A 17,289-nucleotide genomic window follows, 5' to 3' on the forward strand; every position below is an offset into this window, starting at 1 on the left:
GAGCCGCTCGCGCTACCGCGGTCGCCCGAAGCCGAAGGTGGTGGCTACCGCCGTCGTGGAGAGGCCCCCGCGCCAGTAGTAGGCGCGCGCGCGACCGCTCGCCTCGACCTGGATCCCGATCGTGCCCGTGCCGAGCCCCGTCTGCCCGCCCGTGCGGCTGTCGCTGGCGTGCGGGGACTGCGTCGCGTCCACGACGGGGACGAGCACCTCGGTCGGGCGCTTCGTGTTCGTCGTCGGCGTGCCGCGCACGATCATCACGTGCCCCGTGTTGCTGCTGCTCGAACCGGGCGCCGTGAGCCAGCCCACGACATCCCCGGGGCGCAGCTCGATGGGCCGCGCCACGCTGCTCCAGGGGCCCGTGGAGCTCGCGCTCAGCGAGTTGAAGTGGTGCACGAAATCTTCGGCCAGCGGGCGCACCGAGCTGGCCGTCGGCAGGGCCGAGTAGGCGGGCATCAGCACGCGCTTGAGCGAGTAGTCGATGAAGCCCGAGCAGTCGTAGCCGTAGTGGCCCGTGGCCTCGTTCACCGAGGTGGTGTGCTGGTAGACCGTGCTCTTCAGGTTCTGGAGCTGTCGGTTCGCCTCGCCGAGGAGGAGCGCCGCCCCGGGAGTGAGACCGGTTGCACCGCTGTCGGCTACGCGGCTGTCGGCTGCGCGGCTGTCGGCCACGCGGCCATCGGCCACGCGGCCGTCGGCGCTGGGTGGTCGCGCAGCGTCGGGCCCGAGCGTGGCGGCGTCGGACGTGGCGGCTGGAGGGGTGGGGCCCCCGTCGTCGAGATGGCCTTCCGAAGCGCTCGCATCGGTCGCGCCTGCGTCGCTCAGGCCGCCGGGGACAGCTCCTTCCCCGCAGGCGGCCAGTGCCAGGGTTGCCGAGAGCACCAGGGCGTGAAGCGCGCCGCGCGGCATCAGGCTACTCGCTCTCGGGTGGCGCACACCCTACGGTGCTGCAAGGCCAGGGCCAGGCGGGGCAGGCCGTCTTCTAGGGCGATATTGCGGCAAGGTCGTGAGAGGTGTCGGGGGACCGTAGCCTGGACGCAACCACGGGGACGCGCGCAGTCCCAGCTCGAGCCCCGCGTGGCCCAGGTGACGTGGCCTAGGAGCCGTGGTGCTTCGTCATGGTGATCTTCATGCCGTCCAGGACGTCGACCGCCGTTTCTCCCTTACGGAGCGCGCCCGAGTTCCGATGGTAGAGCGCGCCGAGGGCACGGGAGCGAGCCTCGGCCTCGTCAGGCGCGTCGGTGCGTTTCCAACCTGGGGTATCGCCCGCTGGCTCCAGACGTATCCGGAGACCATTCCCCTCGGTCACCACGGGAGTGGCTGCGCGCGCCGCGATGCGGCCCAGGAAATAGAGGCCGATGGGGATGGTGTAGCCCACGGGCATGGTGTAGATGCGCGCTCCGCCGAGCTCGTCCTTGCTGGCCCACGAGACGTCACCGAAGGTCCGTTCAAGGCCGTTCTTCAACCGTATCGTACGGGTCCACGTCGTCTTGCCCGTCTCTGGGTCGGACTTCACCGAATGATAGATGCGGACCGCCCCGAGGTCCCATCCGGTTTGCTTCCTCTTCACGCCGGTGGAGGTGATTGTCAGGCTGTCCACCCGCCCGCGCGTCAGTCTGCGATCGCGCGACTCCCAGACGACCTTTCCGTCCGCGTCGGTGACGACGCTGTGGCTGCCGAAGCCGTACTGATTGCGCCATCGGCGGGTCTTTCGCTGCGGGCCGTCGGCGGCGCGCGCCTCGGAGATCGTGGCCGCGCACAGGGCGAGTGCCAGGCCCAGCACCACTCCCTGTCCCAGCCGTCGTCGCACTTCCAGAAGTCGCGTCATGGCGTCACATCCAGGCGAGCGCAGGCCGACCGCGCCGCCATGGACAGCGACACGTACTTCCAGCGCGAGTTCGTGACGCCGTCGCAGTGCAAGCGGCGGTCCACCCCGGTCGGCGCTGATGCGCTATGAAACCACGCGGTTGGAGGAGGCCCGGGTGGCGCCCTCGACTTCGCCCGGTGACGCCTCCGGCCAGGGGCCCTGGCCGCGCGCCGCGGCGCTACGCGGGCTGCGGCTTCGGTCGCGCCTCGCGGTGCAGGAGCCAGTTCTTCGGCCCGTCGTCGCAGACCGGACCCTCGTGCAGCACCTCGAAGCCGAACTGCGCGTACCGCGGGGGCAGCGCGGGCTGGGCGGTCATCACGTAGCAGGGCTGCCCGGCGGCATCCACGTCGCGCAGGCGCTGGCGAACCAGCTCGGAGCCGATGCCTTGCCCCTGCGCCGAGGGCACTACGCCAGCGTAGTCGAGATACCAGTGCGCGTCCGTGCGCACCATCTTGTGCAGGCGATTCACGCCCTCCGCCAGACGCGTGAGTCGTCCCGTCTCCTTCCACCCCACGCGAAAGGGGGCCACGAGCAGCCCCACCTGGAGCTGCTTGAAGAAGCTGTAGAAGGGGCTGACGCCGGGAGGGTACATCGTGCCGAGGCCGAGCCGCTCGCGTCCCTCGTAGAGCCGCACGCGCCCCACGCACAGGCGCAGGATGCGCGTGTAGAGCCAGTGCGCCTTCTTCTCCCAGAGCGCGTCCTCCGGGATGACCCAGCGCATGTACGGTTCGGTGAAGAACGCCTGGGTCATGAGCGCGCTCGTCCACTCGACGTCAGCGGCTTCCATCGGGCGTCCCGACGAGGCGGGCGGCTGCATGGAGAGGACGGCCGTCAGGGCAGGGCGACGAACGGCGCGAGGAAGTCGCGCGCGGCCGGCGTGTCCAGTCGGTAGATCACGTTCGTGGACCGACACGCCGTGTCTCCCGTGACCGTCAGGCCGGCCACGACGTTCGTCAGCGTGGCGTCGGCGCCGAGAAAGTTGGGGCCGCCCGAATCTCCGTAGCAGGTGCCGCCGTTGCCCGTGGAGGCGTTCTGCGAGAGGCGCAGCCACGCTTTGTTGATCGCGTTGAAGGTGGACACGGCGACGCGGCGCGCGCCGTCGAACTCCATCGTGGGCTGCCCGTGGCCGACGGTCCGGTCGAAGACGCCGTATCCCACGGCCGTGAACGGGTCGTTCTTCTGGCCCGCGCCGCCGAAGAGCTTGTGGAACTGATTCGCCGTGGGGAGCGCTGCCGGGACGATGCCGGGATACACGGCCGTCGCGTCCTGCGCCAGCGTGATCACCGCGATGTCGTGGGGATCATCGTTCCCCGGCACCCCGAAGGCCGGATGCGTGTGCTGCGTCCCCGCGATGCGGGGCGAGTCGGGAGCGAACGCGGGCGTGAAGGTCACGAAGACCGGGAGTTGATACATGTCGGCCACGATTGTGCAGTGCGAGGCCGTCAGAAAGACGTTGGGGGCGATGAGCGTGCCCGTGCAGATGGGCATGAAGTCGCCGCTGCCGGCGGGGAACTCCACCACCATGGCTCCCACGTTCGAGAAGCGGTTCGCGCTATCCAGCGTTCCGTTGGTGACAGCCGAGCCACGGCTTCCGACCGGCGAGGCCCCTTCGCCGCAGGCCGACGCGCCCGCCCCCAGCACCGATGCGACCATGCACGCGAGCACGACACGACCAATCTTTCGACGACGAGACATCGGCGACCTCCTTGAGTGACAGCAGGTTGTTGCGCGGCCCCCGTGCAAATCCGAGGCCGGCGTTTGGCGTGGGGCGTTGGTCGAAGATCCCTGCGATGTCGTGCTGCGCGCCCGCCGAGCCGACTCACCTGGCGAGGAGTCGAGCCACCGCCCCGACCCATTTGCGGTGGCCTCTCGCGCGCCGCGGGGCGTTCAGGGCGTGCTGCCCGCGATGCGAAAGATCGCTCTGCGCGTGCCGAGCCTGACGGCTTGCAGCTCGAGCGCTTCCTTGCGCGCCTGCAGAGAGGCCGCCGAGGGGAGCACGAGTCCGTACTCGGGCGCCGTGAGTCGTGCAGCGTCCTCCCAGATGCTGGCGAGAAGGCGCGACTCGCGTTCGGCCGAATACAACGCGATGGGGGCCTCGACCGGTCGACCGGTCGCGAGAGCGGTCGCGGTGGCCCGGCTGGTGTCCCCGTGGAAGGCGTTGGTCTCGGCGTCGAAGAGCTGCGCTGCGGTTGGGCGGGCCGCTGCGAGGCGTTGCTTCAACGCTGCGTTCCGGTACCAGCCCGGCCTCGTCACACGGCGCGCGAGACGTCGTTCCTGGCGGGCGGTCAAGCGGAGGATGCGATGGAGCAGCGCGTTCGCTTCCTTGTTCAGGGCCGGGTCCGTGGCGAGCGAGCTGCGCCACACCAGCTCGTCGTGGGGCGGACGCCCTTCGCGATGCACGCGCTCCACGTACGCGGCCGACCTCACGACGCCGCTGCCGAAGACGGACATCGCCACGTGGACGTCCCCTCGATCCAGCCAGTGCTGCACGTAGCCGAGCTGTACGCGAACCTTGTCCGCCTGCAGTGCCGCGGTGGCTTGAGCTGTCTCTCCGGCTCGAGCCAAGGCTCCGCCCGTTGGGGCGACGAGCGCTCCGGCGGCGAGGAGGAGCCCGATGATTCGTTGCGTGCGCATGCTGCGTCACCTCCACAGCGAGTGAAAAGCAAGCCTCGTGCCCCTGGGCGACGCTGCGATCTTGCGCAGTTGAGGCGTTGCGCGCACGACCCCTTGCACCTTCGTGCCGCCTCCTGGCGGGTTCGTGAGCCTGCGCACGATGTGCAACATCCTACGTTTGTTGGCCTTTGACCGACCGGCGCCCTCGGGGTAGCTTGCGGCTCGCAAAAACGGCCCGGACTGGAGCAGCGATGGCCCTGAAGCACCTCGACGAGCAGCAGATCCGCGACTGGACCCTCGAGCAGAAGGACCGCTGGTGGCTCGAGAACGTCTACAAGGGCAACATGCCGCAGCTCACGCTGCGCTCGGCGCTGACCGGCATGCTTCTCGGCGGCGTGCTCTCCCTCACCAACCTCTACGTCGGGGCCAAGACCGGCTGGACCCTCGGCGTGGGGATCACCTCGGTGATCCTGGCCTTCGCCATGTGGAAGGTGCTCGCCCGCGTCGGGCTCGGGCAGGAGTTCACCCTCCTCGAGAACAACTGCATGCAGTCCATCGCCACCGCGGCGGGCTACATGACGGCCCCGCTCATCTCCAGCGTCGGCGCGTATCTGATGGTGACCAAGAAGACGCTCCCCTTCTTCACGGTCTACCTCTGGATCATCGCGCTGGCGGTCCTCGGCGTGCTCTTCGCCTTTCCGCTGAAGCGGCGCTTCATCAACGACGAGCAGCACCCCTTTCCCGAAGGGCGCGCCGCCGGGGTGGTGATGGACGCGCTCCACGAGGGCGATCCGAAGGACGGCGTCTTCAAGGCCAAGATCCTGGCCATCGGCGCGGGGCTCGCGGCGCTGGTGCAGGTCTTCCACAGCGACGCGATCGTGAATCGCCTGAAGCTCGGGTTTCTGCACCTGCCGCACTACCTCGACAACTGGGTCTACCGGCTCGCCTCGCCCCGCATCATGGGCGTGGAGCTCCGCGAGCTCACGATTCGCCTGGATTCCGACATCACGATGATGGCCGCGGGCGGCCTGATGGGGATCCGCACCGGCGTGTCGCTCATGATCGGGGCCGTGGTGAACTACTTCATCCTCGCCCCCTGGATGATCTCGCGCGGGGACATCGTGGGCACGGTGAAGGACGGCGTGACCCACTACGGCTTCAAGCCCATCACCATGTGGTGCCTCTGGTTCGGCGTGGCGATGATGACCGCCTCGTCCCTCTACGCCTTCTTCTCCAAGCCGAAGCTCCTCGTTTCGGCCTTCAGGGGGATGCTCAAGCGGCGGGACGGCGCCGCGCAGAACGACGCGCTGAAGGACATCGAGCTGCCGATGAAGGTCTTCGTGATCGGCATCCCGCTGGTCGGTGGCCTGGTGGTGGTGCTGGCCAACTACTTCTTCGGCGTCTCGTTCTGGCTCGGCGCGCTGGCCGTGCCGCTGGTCTTCGTCTTCACCCTCATCGCGGCCAACTCCACCGCGCTCACCGCCATCACCCCGACCGGAGCGCTCGGCAAGTTGACCCAGCTCACCTACGGCATCCTGGCCCCCGGGAACGTGACCACCAACCTCATGACGGCGGGGATCACGGGCGAGGTGGCGGGAAACGCCTCGAACCTGCTCATGGACATCAAGCCGGGCTACATGCTGGGCGGAAAGCCGCGCCAGCAGGCCATCGGCCACGTGCTCGGCATCATCGCCGGCGCGACGGCGGCGGTGCCGATCTTCTATCTCGTCTTCCTGCACAAGGGTCCGGAGAACCTGGTCTCGGCCGACTACCCGATGCCGGGCGTGACCATCTGGAAGGCCGTGGCCGAGGCGTTGACCGCGGGGCTCGACCGCCTACCCCTGACGGCGCGCTGGGCGGCGCTGGCCGGGGTGTGCATCGGGCTGCTCCTCGAGGTGCTCAAGCACGTCACGAAGGGCCGGTTCTGGCTCTCCGGGGTGGGCCTCGGCCTGGCGGCGGTGATCCCCTTCAACACCTGTCTGGCCATGTTTCTGGGCTCGTTCATCTTCTGGCTGGCCGAGAGGCTCAGCCGGCGGGAGAACACCCTGCTGCATCGGGTGCTGGTGCGAAACCAGGAGCCCACCGCGGCGGGGGTCATCGCGGGCGGAGCGCTGATGGGGATCGTGGTGATCCTGCTCGAGACCTTCGTCCTGTCGTAGAGCCGAGCGCGCCGGTCCGCCGCAATGCAAGGGAGCCGCTTCCGCCCGCCTCAGGGCTTGGCCAGCGACAGCCCCACCAAGAGTCCGACGACCCCGGCGACCGCCGGGTTGCAGGTCAGCCCTCAGGTCGAGCCCGTGGCCCGCGCCACGAAGCTCATCGCCACGCCCAGCACGATGCCTCCGACGGCGTACACGAGATAGCGCTTCAGCATCTGGGGGGGCTCAAGGCCAAGAACGGTCCGCGCGAGGTGTTTCAGTCCGCCGAGAGCGGGGTCAGGGTCACCGAGACGAGCTGCGGCTTTCCGGAGGCGGGGGCCTGCACGGCCACGCGTCGCCGCTCATATCCCGGGAGCTGCAGCTCGAAGGCCACCCCTCCGTGGGTCACAGGCAGGCTCAGCCGCAGAGGAGTGCGGCCGAAGGCCAGGCCGCTCTTCTGTCCCACGACCAGGGCGCCGCTCGGCTGCGACACGATCCCGAGCGGTACCGTCGGGAGGTCGGCCGGGGGCGTGGCCTCCTCGGCGCAGGCCTTCGCCGCGGCAAAGGCCTCGGAAACACTTCCGTTGGCCAGCGAGGAGGCGGCCGCGGTCGCTCCCCCGGCGACCAGGGCCTCGGCGTTCGCCGGACGTTCGATGGCCGCGTGGAGGGCGCTCTGATGGTGTCGAATCCGTAGATAGGTCGCGTGCAGCGAGAGTCCCACCATGAAGAGCGGCACCGCGACGATGGCCGCGATCCACAGCTTCGGGCTCTCGGACAGGAACCCGGCCGGCGAGCCCCCCTTGCGGGTCAGCCGCCGCGCGGACAGCTCCGCTTCGACGGCCGCAGCGCGTGCCGCTGCCGCCCCGGCCTCGGCGGCCTCGCGTCGCCGCTGTTCGAGGTGGAGCTCAGCCTCGAGGGTCTTCACCCGTGCCTGAAGGGCCTCCAGTTCGTCGCGGTACATGAAAGGATGGTAGCACGCATGGCGTGGAGCGCAGCCCACGCGCGTGGAACGCACGGGGCTGACTCGGAAAGAAGGCGATCGGGGCGGAGCGCGCGGGTCGAGGGCGCGCCGGGGCGCTAGGGAGACCCCCTAGATCTTGCCCATGAGCAGGATGGAGATGATCAAGGAGTAGATGACCAGCGACTCGATGAGGGCCAGGCCGAGGATCATCGGGGTGAAGATCTTGCCCGACGCGCCGGGGTTCCGGGCGATGCCGTCCAGGGCGGCCGATGCGGTGCGCCCCTGTCCGAGCGCGCCTCCGAAGGCCGCGATGCCGATGCCCAGGCCGCAGGCCAGGCCGATCCAGGCCTTCATGGTGAATTCGTTGTCACCGGCTCCGCCGTGCTCCTGGGCGAACGCCACGGCGCCGATGAGCATCACGAACAGGCCTGACAGCATGGACAACGCAAATTTGAGATTCCGGCTTACCATCTGAGACTCCTTTCCCGCGGGGCGCAGCGAGGTTAGATCCTATCGAGCTGGCTAGTGCTCCTCGTGGGCCACGGCCATATCGATGTACACCATCGTGAGTAGCGTGAAGACCAAGGTCTGCACGATGCAGACCATGATTCCGAGCAGGTAGAAGGGGAGGGGGACCAGGATCGGCACGAGCACGAAGAACGTGCCGAGCACCTTGTGGTCCGCGAACATGTTGCCCATGAGGCGCAGCGCCAGCGAGGCCGGTCGCGCCACGTGGCTGACGAGCTCGATGGGAAGCATGAGCGGCGCCAGCCACCACACCGGGCCGAGGAAGTGCTTGAAGTAGGCCAGCCCGTGCTCGCGCACGCCGTAGGCGTGGGTCAGGAGGAAGACCAGCCCCGAGAGGGCAATGTTGGTCTTGAGCGTGTCGGTGGCCGGGATGAAGCCCGGTACGAGACCGATCAAGTTGTTGAAGAGGATGAAGAAGACCAGCGTGCCGATGAGGGGCAGGAACTTCTCGGCCTTGTGGCGGCCCATCACCCCCTCGGCGATACCCAGCGTGGCTTCGAGCACCAGCTCGAACACGTTGCGCGTGCCGAGCGTCGCCTCTGGGACCAGCCGACTCGCGTTGCTGGCGGCGACCTTTCTGCGATAGGCGATCGCCCCGAGGACGAGCAGCACCACGACGAGGCCCGAGATGACGACGTGGACCATCGTGAAGTGGGTGTCCTGGAACATCTCCCAGCGCCAGGTGCGCTTGAAGTAGTGGGACGCCCACTGCTCGAAGTTGGTGTAGCCCGGCAGCAGGTGGAACCAGGTGCTATGTTCACCCATGGCGCATCACTCGGATTGGGCCGCGGCGCCGCGCAGGACGGTCCGGAAGCCTTCGACGAAGATGGACAGCACCACGACCGACACGCCGAGCAGCATCCCCTTCGGGTCTACGGGCAGCCGCGTCATGACGAGGTAGATCGCGCCGCCGAGCACCCCGATCTTCACCAGCAAGAGCAGCGTGAGCACGATCTGCCGCGGCGGATGGTTGCTACGCACGATGCCCAGCATGAGCCGCCGCAGGGCGAAGAAGTTGGCCACTGCGAGGAGCCCGCCCACGCCGGCGCCAAGGCTCATCGGGCGGTGGCCCGCGACGAGGCAGACGAGCGTGGCCAAAACCACGAGCAGGAGGCTCAATCGCTCGATGAAGGACAGGTGGGGCATCAGCGCTTCGCGTCTCCGTCGTCTCGCGGGGCCTCGGGGGGCTTCGTTCCGTCCTGTTTCGACCTCTCCTCCTCCCGCCCGACCTCCTTCGCCACCCGGATGAGAGCCAGAAACCCCGCCGCGATCCCTACGAGCAACATCACCAAGCTGAGGTAGGGCTTGGTGCCGAACTTCTTGTCCAGCCACCAGCCCGCGCCGTACCCGACCAGAACCGCCACCCCCATCTCCAGCCCCACCGCGCTATAGCGCAGTGCGGCGCGCCACATGCTCTGGGCATCCTTGTCGATCGCGTCGCTCCGACGGTGAATGCCAAAACGTCGTGGGTCTACAGCGCCCTACCTCGACTGGCCGGCTGCATAGCATGGTCCCCTCCGTCGGGTCAACGCGTTGCCGCAAAAAAACCGATCGAAGGTCAGGAGGCGCTTCACGCCAAGGAATCCCGCGAGATCTTTCGAGTGATGCGGTGCGTTTGAGCGTCCGGCTACCGCCGAGAACGACGGGCCAGCGCCAGGGCCGCGAGGGCGAGGAGGAGTCCCGCGGGGAGGCCCGAGGCCCCACCCGTGGCGCCGCTGCCCACCCTGCAGCCCTTGCCGTCCGACGGCATCTCGAAGAAGGGGAGGCACTGGTGCGAGCCGCCGTCCAGGTCGTTCGGCATGCAGACGAGGCCGTTCGTGCAGGTGTCCTCGGTCGGCACGCAGGTCTCGCTGCAGAACTGGCCGATCACGGGATCCTCGGCGCACAGCTTGCTCGCGCAGTCCTTGCCCGTCTTGCAGATCGCGCCGAGGCCGCCGGGGATCGGATCCTTCGAGGTGGTGTTTCCCGGGTTGAGCGGCGCGCCGGTACCGAGGCCTGGCGTGGTGCCGCCCGGTGCGGGGCCGCCCGGCGTCGCTCCGCCCGGAGCCGGACCGCCCGGCTCGATGTCGCCCGCGTCCACGACGATGTGGACCGTGGCCTGCGCCCGGTTGCCCGCCTTGTCCTGCGCTACCACCGTCAGCTCGTGCGGACCCGAGGGGAGCGGCATGATGAAGTTCCACGGCCCCTCCGTGCGTAGCGCTTCCGGCTCGCCGTTGACCCGCAGCTCCACCTGCACGATGGCGTCGTTGTCCTTGATGTCCGTCTCGACGTGCACGACCGCGCTCTGGAGCACCGCGCCCTCGGCGGGCTTGGTGATCTTCACCTGCGGAGCCTGCTTGTCGCCGCCGCCCGTGCCCGTGCTCGGGCCGGAAGCCGGCTCCTCGGGCTCGGTCGGCTCCGGACCCGTCGGCGCGGTGCTCGACGGCGTCGTCGCACTCGCGGCCGCCGCGGCGGGGGTCGGCGCCTTGGTGATCAGCATCCCGCGGTGGCCCATCGCGGTCAGGTAGGCCGCAGAGACCCAACCGTAGCCCTGCTCGCCCCAGCTCGCGCCGCGGCTGTTGCGCACCTTGAAGAACGTGCGCGCCTGCCCATCGGAGTCCATCTGCGCCGACTTGTAGCCGACGAGCAGCACGGTGTGCACCTCGCACTGTGCCGACCGCACGCGGCAGGACATGCGCTGCCAGGTGGCCTGCAGCCCGCCCAGCTTCGGATTGGCGAGGGTGCCGTCCTCTTCGTAGGTCTTGTCCCAGGCCAGCTCCACCACGATGTTGTTCTTCGCGTCGTCGGCCAGGTACTTCTTCAGCGCCGCCTCGTCGAGGCCCGTGCTGATCGCCTCGTCGACGCCCCAGGACGCGCGCTTGTCGAGCTCCGCGGCAGCCTTGCCACCGATGGGCCAGTCGGTCTCCTTGGCCACGCGTGCTCCGCGCAGACGCAGATCGATCGCGATGCCCCCCAGGATGCCGATGCGCTGCTGCACGTGCTCGACGGAGAGGTGTTCCTTCAGGCCGTAGTACCCCTCGAGCGCAGCCGCCGTGGCGAAGGCCAGCGACATGCCGCGCGAGCCCTGGTCTCTCACCGGGGCGAGCCGGCTCGCGTGGTCCACCTGCGCCGGGAGCGTTCCGTTCGCCTTGCCGCGGAGCCCCTTGGGGAGCGGGACCCCGACCGGATCTTCGGGGCCCATGGCCGAGCCGCCCGAGCCCGTCTGCCCACCTCCGCGGATCTCTCCGACGCAACCCTGCGCTAGCAGGCCCAGGGCCGCACACACCACGATCGGCGCTCGAAGTACGCGTTGTCGGCTCATCGTCTCGCTCCGTGGGATGGACCACCTGCATCCCATATGCCACGGTCGGCAAGGAACTTACTTTAATTATCACCGATGGTTGCGACCGCCTCGTCCGCGGCCGGACGCGCGTCTTCGATAGCCGCTTGGCTCCTGCGGTAGCCGGGCACTCCCCGCCGGGGGGCCCCTGCGCCGGGGGCCGCTGCGCCGGGGGCCGCTGCGCCGGAGGGCCCTGGCTGCTACGCCCGGAGCGCTTCGCGGTAGGCCGCGACCGTGCGGTCCAGGTCCGCGTCGGTGTGGGCGGTCGAGAGGAAGGCGGCCTCGTACTGTGCCGGGGCGACGTAGATCCCCCGGGCCAGCAGGTGCCCGTGGAGCTGGCCGTAGCGGGCCGTGTCGCTCTTCTGCGCCGTGGCGAGGTCCGTGACCGGGCCCTCGCAGCAGAAGGCGGTGAACATGGAGCCCACCCGGTTGATGCAGCAGGGGGCGCCCGCGGCGCGGGCCTCGGCCAGCAGCGCGTCGGTGAGGCGCAGGGTCCGCTCCTCCAGACGCGCGTACGGCGCCTCGCTCTCCAGGGTACGCAGCATCGCGAGCCCGGCGGCCACGGCCAGCGGATTGCCCGAGAGGGTCCCCGCCTGATAGACCGGCCCCGACGGAGCCACGCGGTCCATCAGCTCGGCCCGCCCGCCGTAGGCGCCGACCGGAAGCCCGCCGCCGATGATCTTGCCGAGGCAGGTGAGGTCCGGCGTGACGCCGAAGCGGGCCTGCGCGCCTCCGAGGCCGAGCCGGAGCCCGGTGATCACCTCGTCGAAGATCAGCACTGTCCCCGCCGCGCGCGTCAGCTCGCGCAGCCCTTCGAGATACCCTGGCCCCGGCGGCACGACCCCCATGTTCCCGGCCACCGGCTCGATGATGAGCGCCGCGATGCGCCCCTCCTGCGCGGCGAAGAGCTCACGCGCCGCCGAGAGGTCGTTGTAGGGGACCACGAGCGTGTCCTGCGCCACCGCGGCCGGCACTCCCGCCGAATCGGGGATGCCGAGCGTCTCGGCCCCCGAGCCCGCGCGCACGAGCAAGCAGTCCGCGTGCCCGTGATAGCCCCCCGCCACCTTCACGATGCGGTCCCGGCCGGTGAAGCCGCGCGCCAGCCTGAGCGCGCTCATCGTGGCCTCGGTGCCGCTATTCACCAGCCGCACGCGCTCCATCGACGGCACGAGGCGCGCGATCAGCTCGGCGAACTCGACCTCCCGCTCGGTAGACGCCCCGAAGCTCGTGCCGAGCTCGCACGCCGTGCGAATCGCCGCCAGGATCGGCTCCGGCGCGTGCCCGAGGATGAGCGGCCCCCACGAGCAGACGTAGTCGATGAACTCGTTACCGTCGGCGTCCCAGATGCGGGATCCCTTGCCGCGCTCGATGAAGAGCGGCGTCCCCCCGACGGCGCGGAACGCGCGCACGGGGCTGTTGACTCCGCCGGGGATCACCTTCTGCGCGCGCCGCATGAGCGCTTCGGACGCGGTTCGCTTCAAGCTCATGGCTCCTCATCCTCTCCCGAGTCGTCCTCCGGGCTCTCCGCCAGCTCGGGCTGACTCGCAGCCCCGAGCGTGACCTCCCGCGAGGGCGAGCTGCCTCGTCCGTTGTCCCCCTCGCCGCTGCCCGGCTCCTCGCCGAGCTCCTCGGTCTCCGCGAGCCGCTCCACCGAGACCACGCGCTCGCTCTCGTCGAGGCGGATCAGGCGGACGCCCTGCGTGTTGCGACCGATCACCGAGATGTCCTTCACCCGCATACGGATGACCTTGCCGGCGCCGGTGATCATCATCAGCTCGTCGTCACCCTCCACGACCTTCGAGCCCACCACGAGGCCGTTCCGCTCCGTGGTCTTGATGGCGATGAGCCCGATGCCGCCGCGGTTCTGCTCGCCGAACTCCGCCGCCGCGGTACGCTTGCCGTAGCCGTTCTCGCAGACCGTCACCACGCTGGCCTGGCTGTCCGAATCGAGCACCGCCATCCCCACCATCGCGTCGTCCTCGCGGAGCGTGATCCCCCGAACGCCGCGCGTGGCGCGTCCCATCGGACGTACCTGCTCCTCCGGGAAGCGGATGCACATCCCCTGCCGCGTGTTGATGAGGATGTGCTTCGTCCCGTCGCTGAGCTTGACGTCGGTGAGCTCGTCGCCCTCCTCGAGCTCGATGGCGATGATCCCCGTGGTGCGGATGTTCGAGAACTCGAGCAGGTCGGTCTTCTTGATCAGGCCGCGCCGCGTGGCCATCACCACGAAGAGCCCCTCGCGGATCTCCTTCACCGCGAGCATCTGCTGGACGTTCTCGCCGTCCTTGAGCTCGAGCAGGTTCACGATGGCCTTCCCCCGCGCGGCGCGTCCCGCCTCGGGGATCTCGTAGACCTTCTTGTAGTAGACCCGCCCCTGGTTGGTGAACATCAGGATCAGGTCGTGGGTGTTGGCCACGAAGAGCTCGCGCACGAAATCCTCGTCGCGCGTGGCCATCCCCGTGACCCCCTTGCCGCCGCGCTTCTGCGCCCGGTAGTCGTTGATCGGGTTGCGCTTGATGTACCCCGAGTGGGTCACGGTGACGACCGTGGCCTCCTCGGCGATCATGTCCTCGAGGTTGATCTCCCCCGAAGCATCCACGATCTCGGTGCGGCGCGCGTCGCCGTACTTTTCCTTGATCTCCTGGAGCTCGGTGACCACCACCTCCATCAGCTTGGCGGTGTCCGCGAGCAGGTCTTGCAGGTAGGCGATCTGCGCCAGCACCTCGCGGAGCTCCTCGAGGATCTTCTCGCGTTCGAGACCGGTGAGGCGCTGCAGCCGCATGTCCAGGATGGCCTGCGCCTGCACCTCCGAGAGGGCGAAGCGCTCGATCAGCCCGCTCTTCGCCTCCGCCGGCGAGGACGCGCGACGGATGAGCTCGATGACCTCGTCCAGGTTGTCGAGCGCGATGCGCAGTCCCTCGAGGATGTGGGCCCGCTTCTCGGCTTCGCGAAGCTGGTAGACCGTCCGCCGGGTCACCACGTCCCGTCGGTGATCGACGAACTGCCTCAGGAGCTCCTTCAGCGAGAGCAGCGCGGGGCGGCCGTCCACGATGGCCACCATGTTCACGCCGAAGGTCTCTTGCAGGGGGGTCTGCTTGTAGAGCTGGTTCAGCACCACCTCGGGGACGGCGTCGCGCTTCAGCTCCACCACCACCCGGATCCCGTCGCGGTCGGACTCGTCGCGCAGGTCCGAGATCCCGTCGATGCGCTTCTCCTTCACGAGCTCGGCGATCTTCTCCATCAGGCGCGCCTTGTTCACCTGATAGGGGAGCTCGCTCACGATGATCGCCTGGCGCTTGCTCTTCGGGTGCTCCTCCACCTCGGTGCGGGCGCGCATGCAGATCTGCCCGCGCCCCGTCTCGTACGCCGAGAGGATGCCCGCGCGGCCGTAGATGAAGGCCGAGGTCGGGAAGTCGGGGCCGGGGACGAGCTGGAGCAGCTCGGCGGTGGTGATGCGCGGGTTGCGGATCAAGGCCACCGTGGCCTCGACGATCTCGTTCAGGTTGTGCGGCGGGATGTTGGTGGCCATGCCCACCGCGATCCCCTGCGCCCCGTTGACGAGGAGGTTCGGGATCCGCGCCGGCAGGATGACCGGCTCGAGCTCCTTGTCGTCGTAGTTGGGCTGCCAGTCGACCGTCTCCATCTCGATGTCGGCCAGCATCTCGGCGCCGATCCGCGCCATGCGGATCTCCGTGTAACGCATGGCCGCCGGAGGGTCGCCGTCGATGCTGCCAAAGTTCCCCTGCCCGTCGACCAGCGGGTAGCGGAGCGAGAAGTCCTGCGCCATGCGCACGAGCGCGTCGTAGACCGCCGCGTCGCCGTGCGGGTGGTACTTACCGATCACGTCGCCCACCACGCGGGCCGACTTCTTGTAGGGCTGATTGTGGAAGTTACGGAGCTGGTGCATGGCGTAGAGGATCCGCCGATGCACGGGCTTCAGCCCGTCGCGCACGTTGGGCAGCGCGCGGGAGATGATGACGCTCATGGCGTAGTCCATGAACGACGAGCGCATCTCCTGTTCGATGCTGGTGTGGATGGTGAGGCCGTGAGTTTCCGTCATGATCCCGTGGGGTGCGCCGTGAGGGCTCTTGTGAGGTAAGGCCGCGTATAAAAACCGGAAAACGCTGATTAGCGCAGATCCGCGCGGGAGTCAACCGCGGGAAGGGATCCGCCAGGGACTCTGGGCGGCTTTCCGTCGGAGGGGCGGCTGCTCGGCCTGCTGGTACTAAAGAGCCGCGGCAGCGGCCATGGCGGAGATCACCGCCTCGAGGTTCTCCTCGGCGGTCGGGTGCCGTCGCTCCATCTCGTCGAGGAAGACCGCCGTGACGTGCGGGTCGAACTGCGTCCCCGCGCAGCGACGGAGCTCGTCGAGCGCCACGCGGTAGGGCAGGGCCTTGCGGTAGGCGCGGTCGGAGGTCATGGCGTCGAAGGCGTCGGCCACGGCGATGATCCGCCCGAGGATCGGGATCTCGTCGCCGCCGAGCCCCTGCGGGTACCCCGTGCCGTCGAAGGCCTCGTGGTGGCAGTAGGCCCCGGGGATCAGCTCCCGCAAGAAGGGGACCGGCTCGAGGATGCGCTTCCCCTTCTCGGGGTGCGTGCGGAAGATCGCGATCTCCTCGGGGGTGAGCTTGCCGGGCTTGTTCAGCTTCTCGGTGGGGATGCCGATCTTGCCGATGTCATGCACCTGCGCCGAGAGAATGACCGCGTCCACCTGTCGCGCCGGAAGCCCCATGGCCTCGGCGATCATACGGGCGTAGACCGACACGCGTTCGGAGTGGCCGCGCGTGTACCGGTCGCTCTCCTCGAGCGCGTTCGCGAAGCCGACGATCGTCTGTCGGAAGTTCTCGGCGAGGCTCTGATTCGCCGCCTCGAGCTCCTTGTTCGACTTGAGCAGGTTCAGGTAGAGGCGTGCGTTCTCGATGCTCACCGCCGCGCGACTGCAGAGGATGGAGACCATCTTCCGCTGCCCCTCGGTGAACTTGTTGCCCCGGTTGTACGAGTAGGCGTTCAGCATGCCGAGGACGCGGTTCGAAACCGTGAGCGGGATCGAGCAGAACGAAACGAGCCGCTGCGACCGCGGCGTGCGCTTGAAGAAGCGGTGCGCCTTGGCCCCGTGGGCGAGGAGCGGCAGGTCCTGCGTGTAGCAGCCGGTGACCTCCTCGAGGTTCAGCTCGCCGACGAGATCCTCCTGGTCTGCCGTCCCGCAGCAGCGCCGTACCCGTTCGCTGAACTTCGATGGGTCGTGCTCGTCGGCGAGGAGCAGCGTCACCACGTCGGCCTGGAGCTCCTCGAGCACCGCGTCGGTGATGAGCTCGAAGATGTTGTCGATGCTCAGGCTCTGGCTGATCGCCTCGGAGAGCTTGTAGAGGCTCAGCGCCTCCTTCAGGCGGATGTTCTCGAGCTGGAGCCGTTGCCGGTCGAGGCCGCGCTGGACGATGTGCACGACCTCTTCGACCTTGAACGGCTTGAGGATGTAGTCGTAGGCCCCCTTCTTCATCGCCTCGATGGCGGTCTCGACCGTGCCGAAGCCGGTCATGATCACCGTGAGGACGTTGATGCTGCGCTGGTTGATCTGTTCGAGCAGCTCGAGACCGCCCATGTTGGGCATCTTGAGGTCGCTGATCACCAGGTTGTACGAGCGTCGTTCCAGCTCCGCGAGCGCCGCCTGCCCATCCTCCACCGTGCGGACCAGGAACCCTTCCATGGTGAGGAAGTCGCTCAGGATCTCTCGGATGACTTTCTCGTCATCGACGACGAGGACGCGAGGCGCTTCCTCGTGGAGCTGGTACTCCATTGCTACTCCTGTGCGGTGGCAGGGCGCTACGGTCAAAGTCTACAACGCATGCATTGCGCGGTCAACGTGTTGGTCCGG

15 protein-coding genes are annotated in these 17,289 nt (G+C 68.6%); 1 reads left to right on the forward strand and 14 read right to left on the reverse strand.

What is annotated here, in order from left to right; all coding sequences use genetic code 11:
* Positions 1 to 12: 12 nt before the first annotated feature.
* The 5 genes from IT371_08320 to IT371_08340 form a co-directional block, all read right to left on the reverse strand.
* Positions 13 to 903 carry a hypothetical protein gene (locus IT371_08320; protein MCC6747646.1) on the reverse strand — a complete coding sequence of 297 codons (891 nt, stop codon included), beginning with the start codon at positions 901 to 903 and terminating at the stop codon, positions 13 to 15.
* A gap of 187 nt (positions 904 to 1,090) precedes the next feature.
* Entirely contained in the window at positions 1,091 to 1,780 is a 690-nt protein-coding gene (locus IT371_08325; GenBank protein MCC6747647.1) for a hypothetical protein, read from the reverse strand.
* 259 nt (positions 1,781 to 2,039) lie between these two features.
* Positions 2,040 to 2,612, reverse strand: coding sequence for a hypothetical protein (locus tag IT371_08330; GenBank protein MCC6747648.1), 573 nt, complete (start codon positions 2,610 to 2,612; stop codon positions 2,040 to 2,042).
* 80 nt (positions 2,613 to 2,692) lie between these two features.
* Complete coding sequence (locus IT371_08335; GenBank protein ID MCC6747649.1) at positions 2,693 to 3,556, reverse strand: trypsin-like serine protease; 864 nt, start codon at positions 3,554 to 3,556, stop codon at positions 2,693 to 2,695.
* A gap of 192 nt (positions 3,557 to 3,748) precedes the next feature.
* Positions 3,749 to 4,495 carry a hypothetical protein gene (locus tag IT371_08340; protein ID MCC6747650.1) on the reverse strand — a complete coding sequence of 249 codons (747 nt, stop codon included), beginning with the start codon at positions 4,493 to 4,495 and terminating at the stop codon, positions 3,749 to 3,751.
* A gap of 230 nt (positions 4,496 to 4,725) precedes the next feature.
* Between IT371_08340 and IT371_08345 the strand changes: the two genes are divergently transcribed.
* Positions 4,726 to 6,633 carry an OPT/YSL family transporter gene (locus IT371_08345; protein MCC6747651.1) on the forward strand — a complete coding sequence of 636 codons (1,908 nt, stop codon included), beginning with the start codon at positions 4,726 to 4,728 and terminating at the stop codon, positions 6,631 to 6,633.
* A 253-nt stretch (positions 6,634 to 6,886) separates the two neighbouring features.
* Here the strand turns inward: IT371_08345 and IT371_08350 are convergent, their stop codons facing one another.
* The 9 genes from IT371_08350 to IT371_08390 form a co-directional block, all read right to left on the reverse strand.
* Entirely contained in the window at positions 6,887 to 7,570 is a 684-nt protein-coding gene (locus tag IT371_08350) for a hypothetical protein (protein MCC6747652.1), read from the reverse strand.
* Positions 7,571 to 7,699: 129 nt separating this feature from the next.
* Positions 7,700 to 8,041 carry an ATP synthase F0 subunit C gene (locus IT371_08355; GenBank protein ID MCC6747653.1) on the reverse strand — a complete coding sequence of 114 codons (342 nt, stop codon included), beginning with the start codon at positions 8,039 to 8,041 and terminating at the stop codon, positions 7,700 to 7,702.
* Positions 8,042 to 8,092: 51 nt separating this feature from the next.
* On the reverse strand, positions 8,093 to 8,863 hold the full coding sequence (gene atpB / locus IT371_08360) for a F0F1 ATP synthase subunit A (protein ID MCC6747654.1): 771 nt from the start codon (positions 8,861 to 8,863) through the stop codon (positions 8,093 to 8,095).
* Between the two features lie 6 nt (positions 8,864 to 8,869).
* Positions 8,870 to 9,244, reverse strand: coding sequence for an ATP synthase subunit I (locus IT371_08365; GenBank protein ID MCC6747655.1), 375 nt, complete (start codon positions 9,242 to 9,244; stop codon positions 8,870 to 8,872).
* Complete coding sequence (locus IT371_08370) at positions 9,244 to 9,510, reverse strand: AtpZ/AtpI family protein (protein ID MCC6747656.1); 267 nt, start codon at positions 9,508 to 9,510, stop codon at positions 9,244 to 9,246. The genes IT371_08365 and IT371_08370 overlap by 1 nt, the downstream gene beginning before the upstream one ends.
* Before the next feature lie 215 nt (positions 9,511 to 9,725).
* On the reverse strand, positions 9,726 to 11,399 hold the full coding sequence (locus tag IT371_08375; protein MCC6747657.1) for a hypothetical protein: 1,674 nt from the start codon (positions 11,397 to 11,399) through the stop codon (positions 9,726 to 9,728).
* A 218-nt stretch (positions 11,400 to 11,617) separates the two neighbouring features.
* Positions 11,618 to 12,904, reverse strand: coding sequence for a glutamate-1-semialdehyde 2,1-aminomutase (gene hemL, locus IT371_08380; GenBank protein ID MCC6747658.1), 1,287 nt, complete (start codon positions 12,902 to 12,904; stop codon positions 11,618 to 11,620).
* Positions 12,901 to 15,477 (reverse strand): DNA gyrase subunit A, encoded by a 2,577-nt coding sequence (gene gyrA / locus IT371_08385; GenBank protein ID MCC6747659.1) that lies wholly within the window; start codon positions 15,475 to 15,477, stop codon positions 12,901 to 12,903. Before gyrA ends, hemL begins: the two co-directional genes overlap by 4 nt.
* A gap of 165 nt (positions 15,478 to 15,642) precedes the next feature.
* Positions 15,643 to 17,211, reverse strand: coding sequence for a response regulator (locus tag IT371_08390; GenBank protein ID MCC6747660.1), 1,569 nt, complete (start codon positions 17,209 to 17,211; stop codon positions 15,643 to 15,645).
* Positions 17,212 to 17,289: the final 78 nt, after the last annotated feature.

The organism is Deltaproteobacteria bacterium, from assembly GCA_020848905.1.
GTDB lineage: Bacteria > Myxococcota_A > Polyangia.

Coding starts and splice junctions, on each gene's coding strand:
- IT371_08375 (MCC6747657.1), bottom strand. CDS start 11,399: ATGAGCCGACAACGCGTACTTCGAGCGCCGATCGTGGTGTGTGCGGCC.
- hemL (MCC6747658.1), bottom strand. CDS start 12,904: ATGAGCTTGAAGCGAACCGCGTCCGAAGCGCTCATGCGGCGCGCGCAG.
- IT371_08390 (MCC6747660.1), bottom strand. CDS start 17,211: ATGGAGTACCAGCTCCACGAGGAAGCGCCTCGCGTCCTCGTCGTCGAT.
- IT371_08365 (MCC6747655.1), bottom strand. CDS start 9,244: ATGCCCCACCTGTCCTTCATCGAGCGATTGAGCCTCCTGCTCGTGGTT.
- IT371_08350 (MCC6747652.1), bottom strand. CDS start 7,570: ATGTACCGCGACGAACTGGAGGCCCTTCAGGCACGGGTGAAGACCCTC.
- IT371_08320 (MCC6747646.1), bottom strand. CDS start 903: ATGCCGCGCGGCGCGCTTCACGCCCTGGTGCTCTCGGCAACCCTGGCA.
- atpB (MCC6747654.1), bottom strand. CDS start 8,863: ATGGGTGAACATAGCACCTGGTTCCACCTGCTGCCGGGCTACACCAAC.
- IT371_08355 (MCC6747653.1), bottom strand. CDS start 8,041: ATGGTAAGCCGGAATCTCAAATTTGCGTTGTCCATGCTGTCAGGCCTG.
- IT371_08370 (MCC6747656.1), bottom strand. CDS start 9,510: ATGTGGCGCGCCGCACTGCGCTATAGCGCGGTGGGGCTGGAGATGGGG.
- IT371_08330 (MCC6747648.1), bottom strand. CDS start 2,612: ATGACCCAGGCGTTCTTCACCGAACCGTACATGCGCTGGGTCATCCCG.
- IT371_08335 (MCC6747649.1), bottom strand. CDS start 3,556: ATGTCTCGTCGTCGAAAGATTGGTCGTGTCGTGCTCGCGTGCATGGTC.
- gyrA (MCC6747659.1), bottom strand. CDS start 15,477: ATGACGGAAACTCACGGCCTCACCATCCACACCAGCATCGAACAGGAG.
- IT371_08340 (MCC6747650.1), bottom strand. CDS start 4,495: ATGCGCACGCAACGAATCATCGGGCTCCTCCTCGCCGCCGGAGCGCTC.
- IT371_08345 (MCC6747651.1), top strand. CDS start 4,726: ATGGCCCTGAAGCACCTCGACGAGCAGCAGATCCGCGACTGGACCCTC.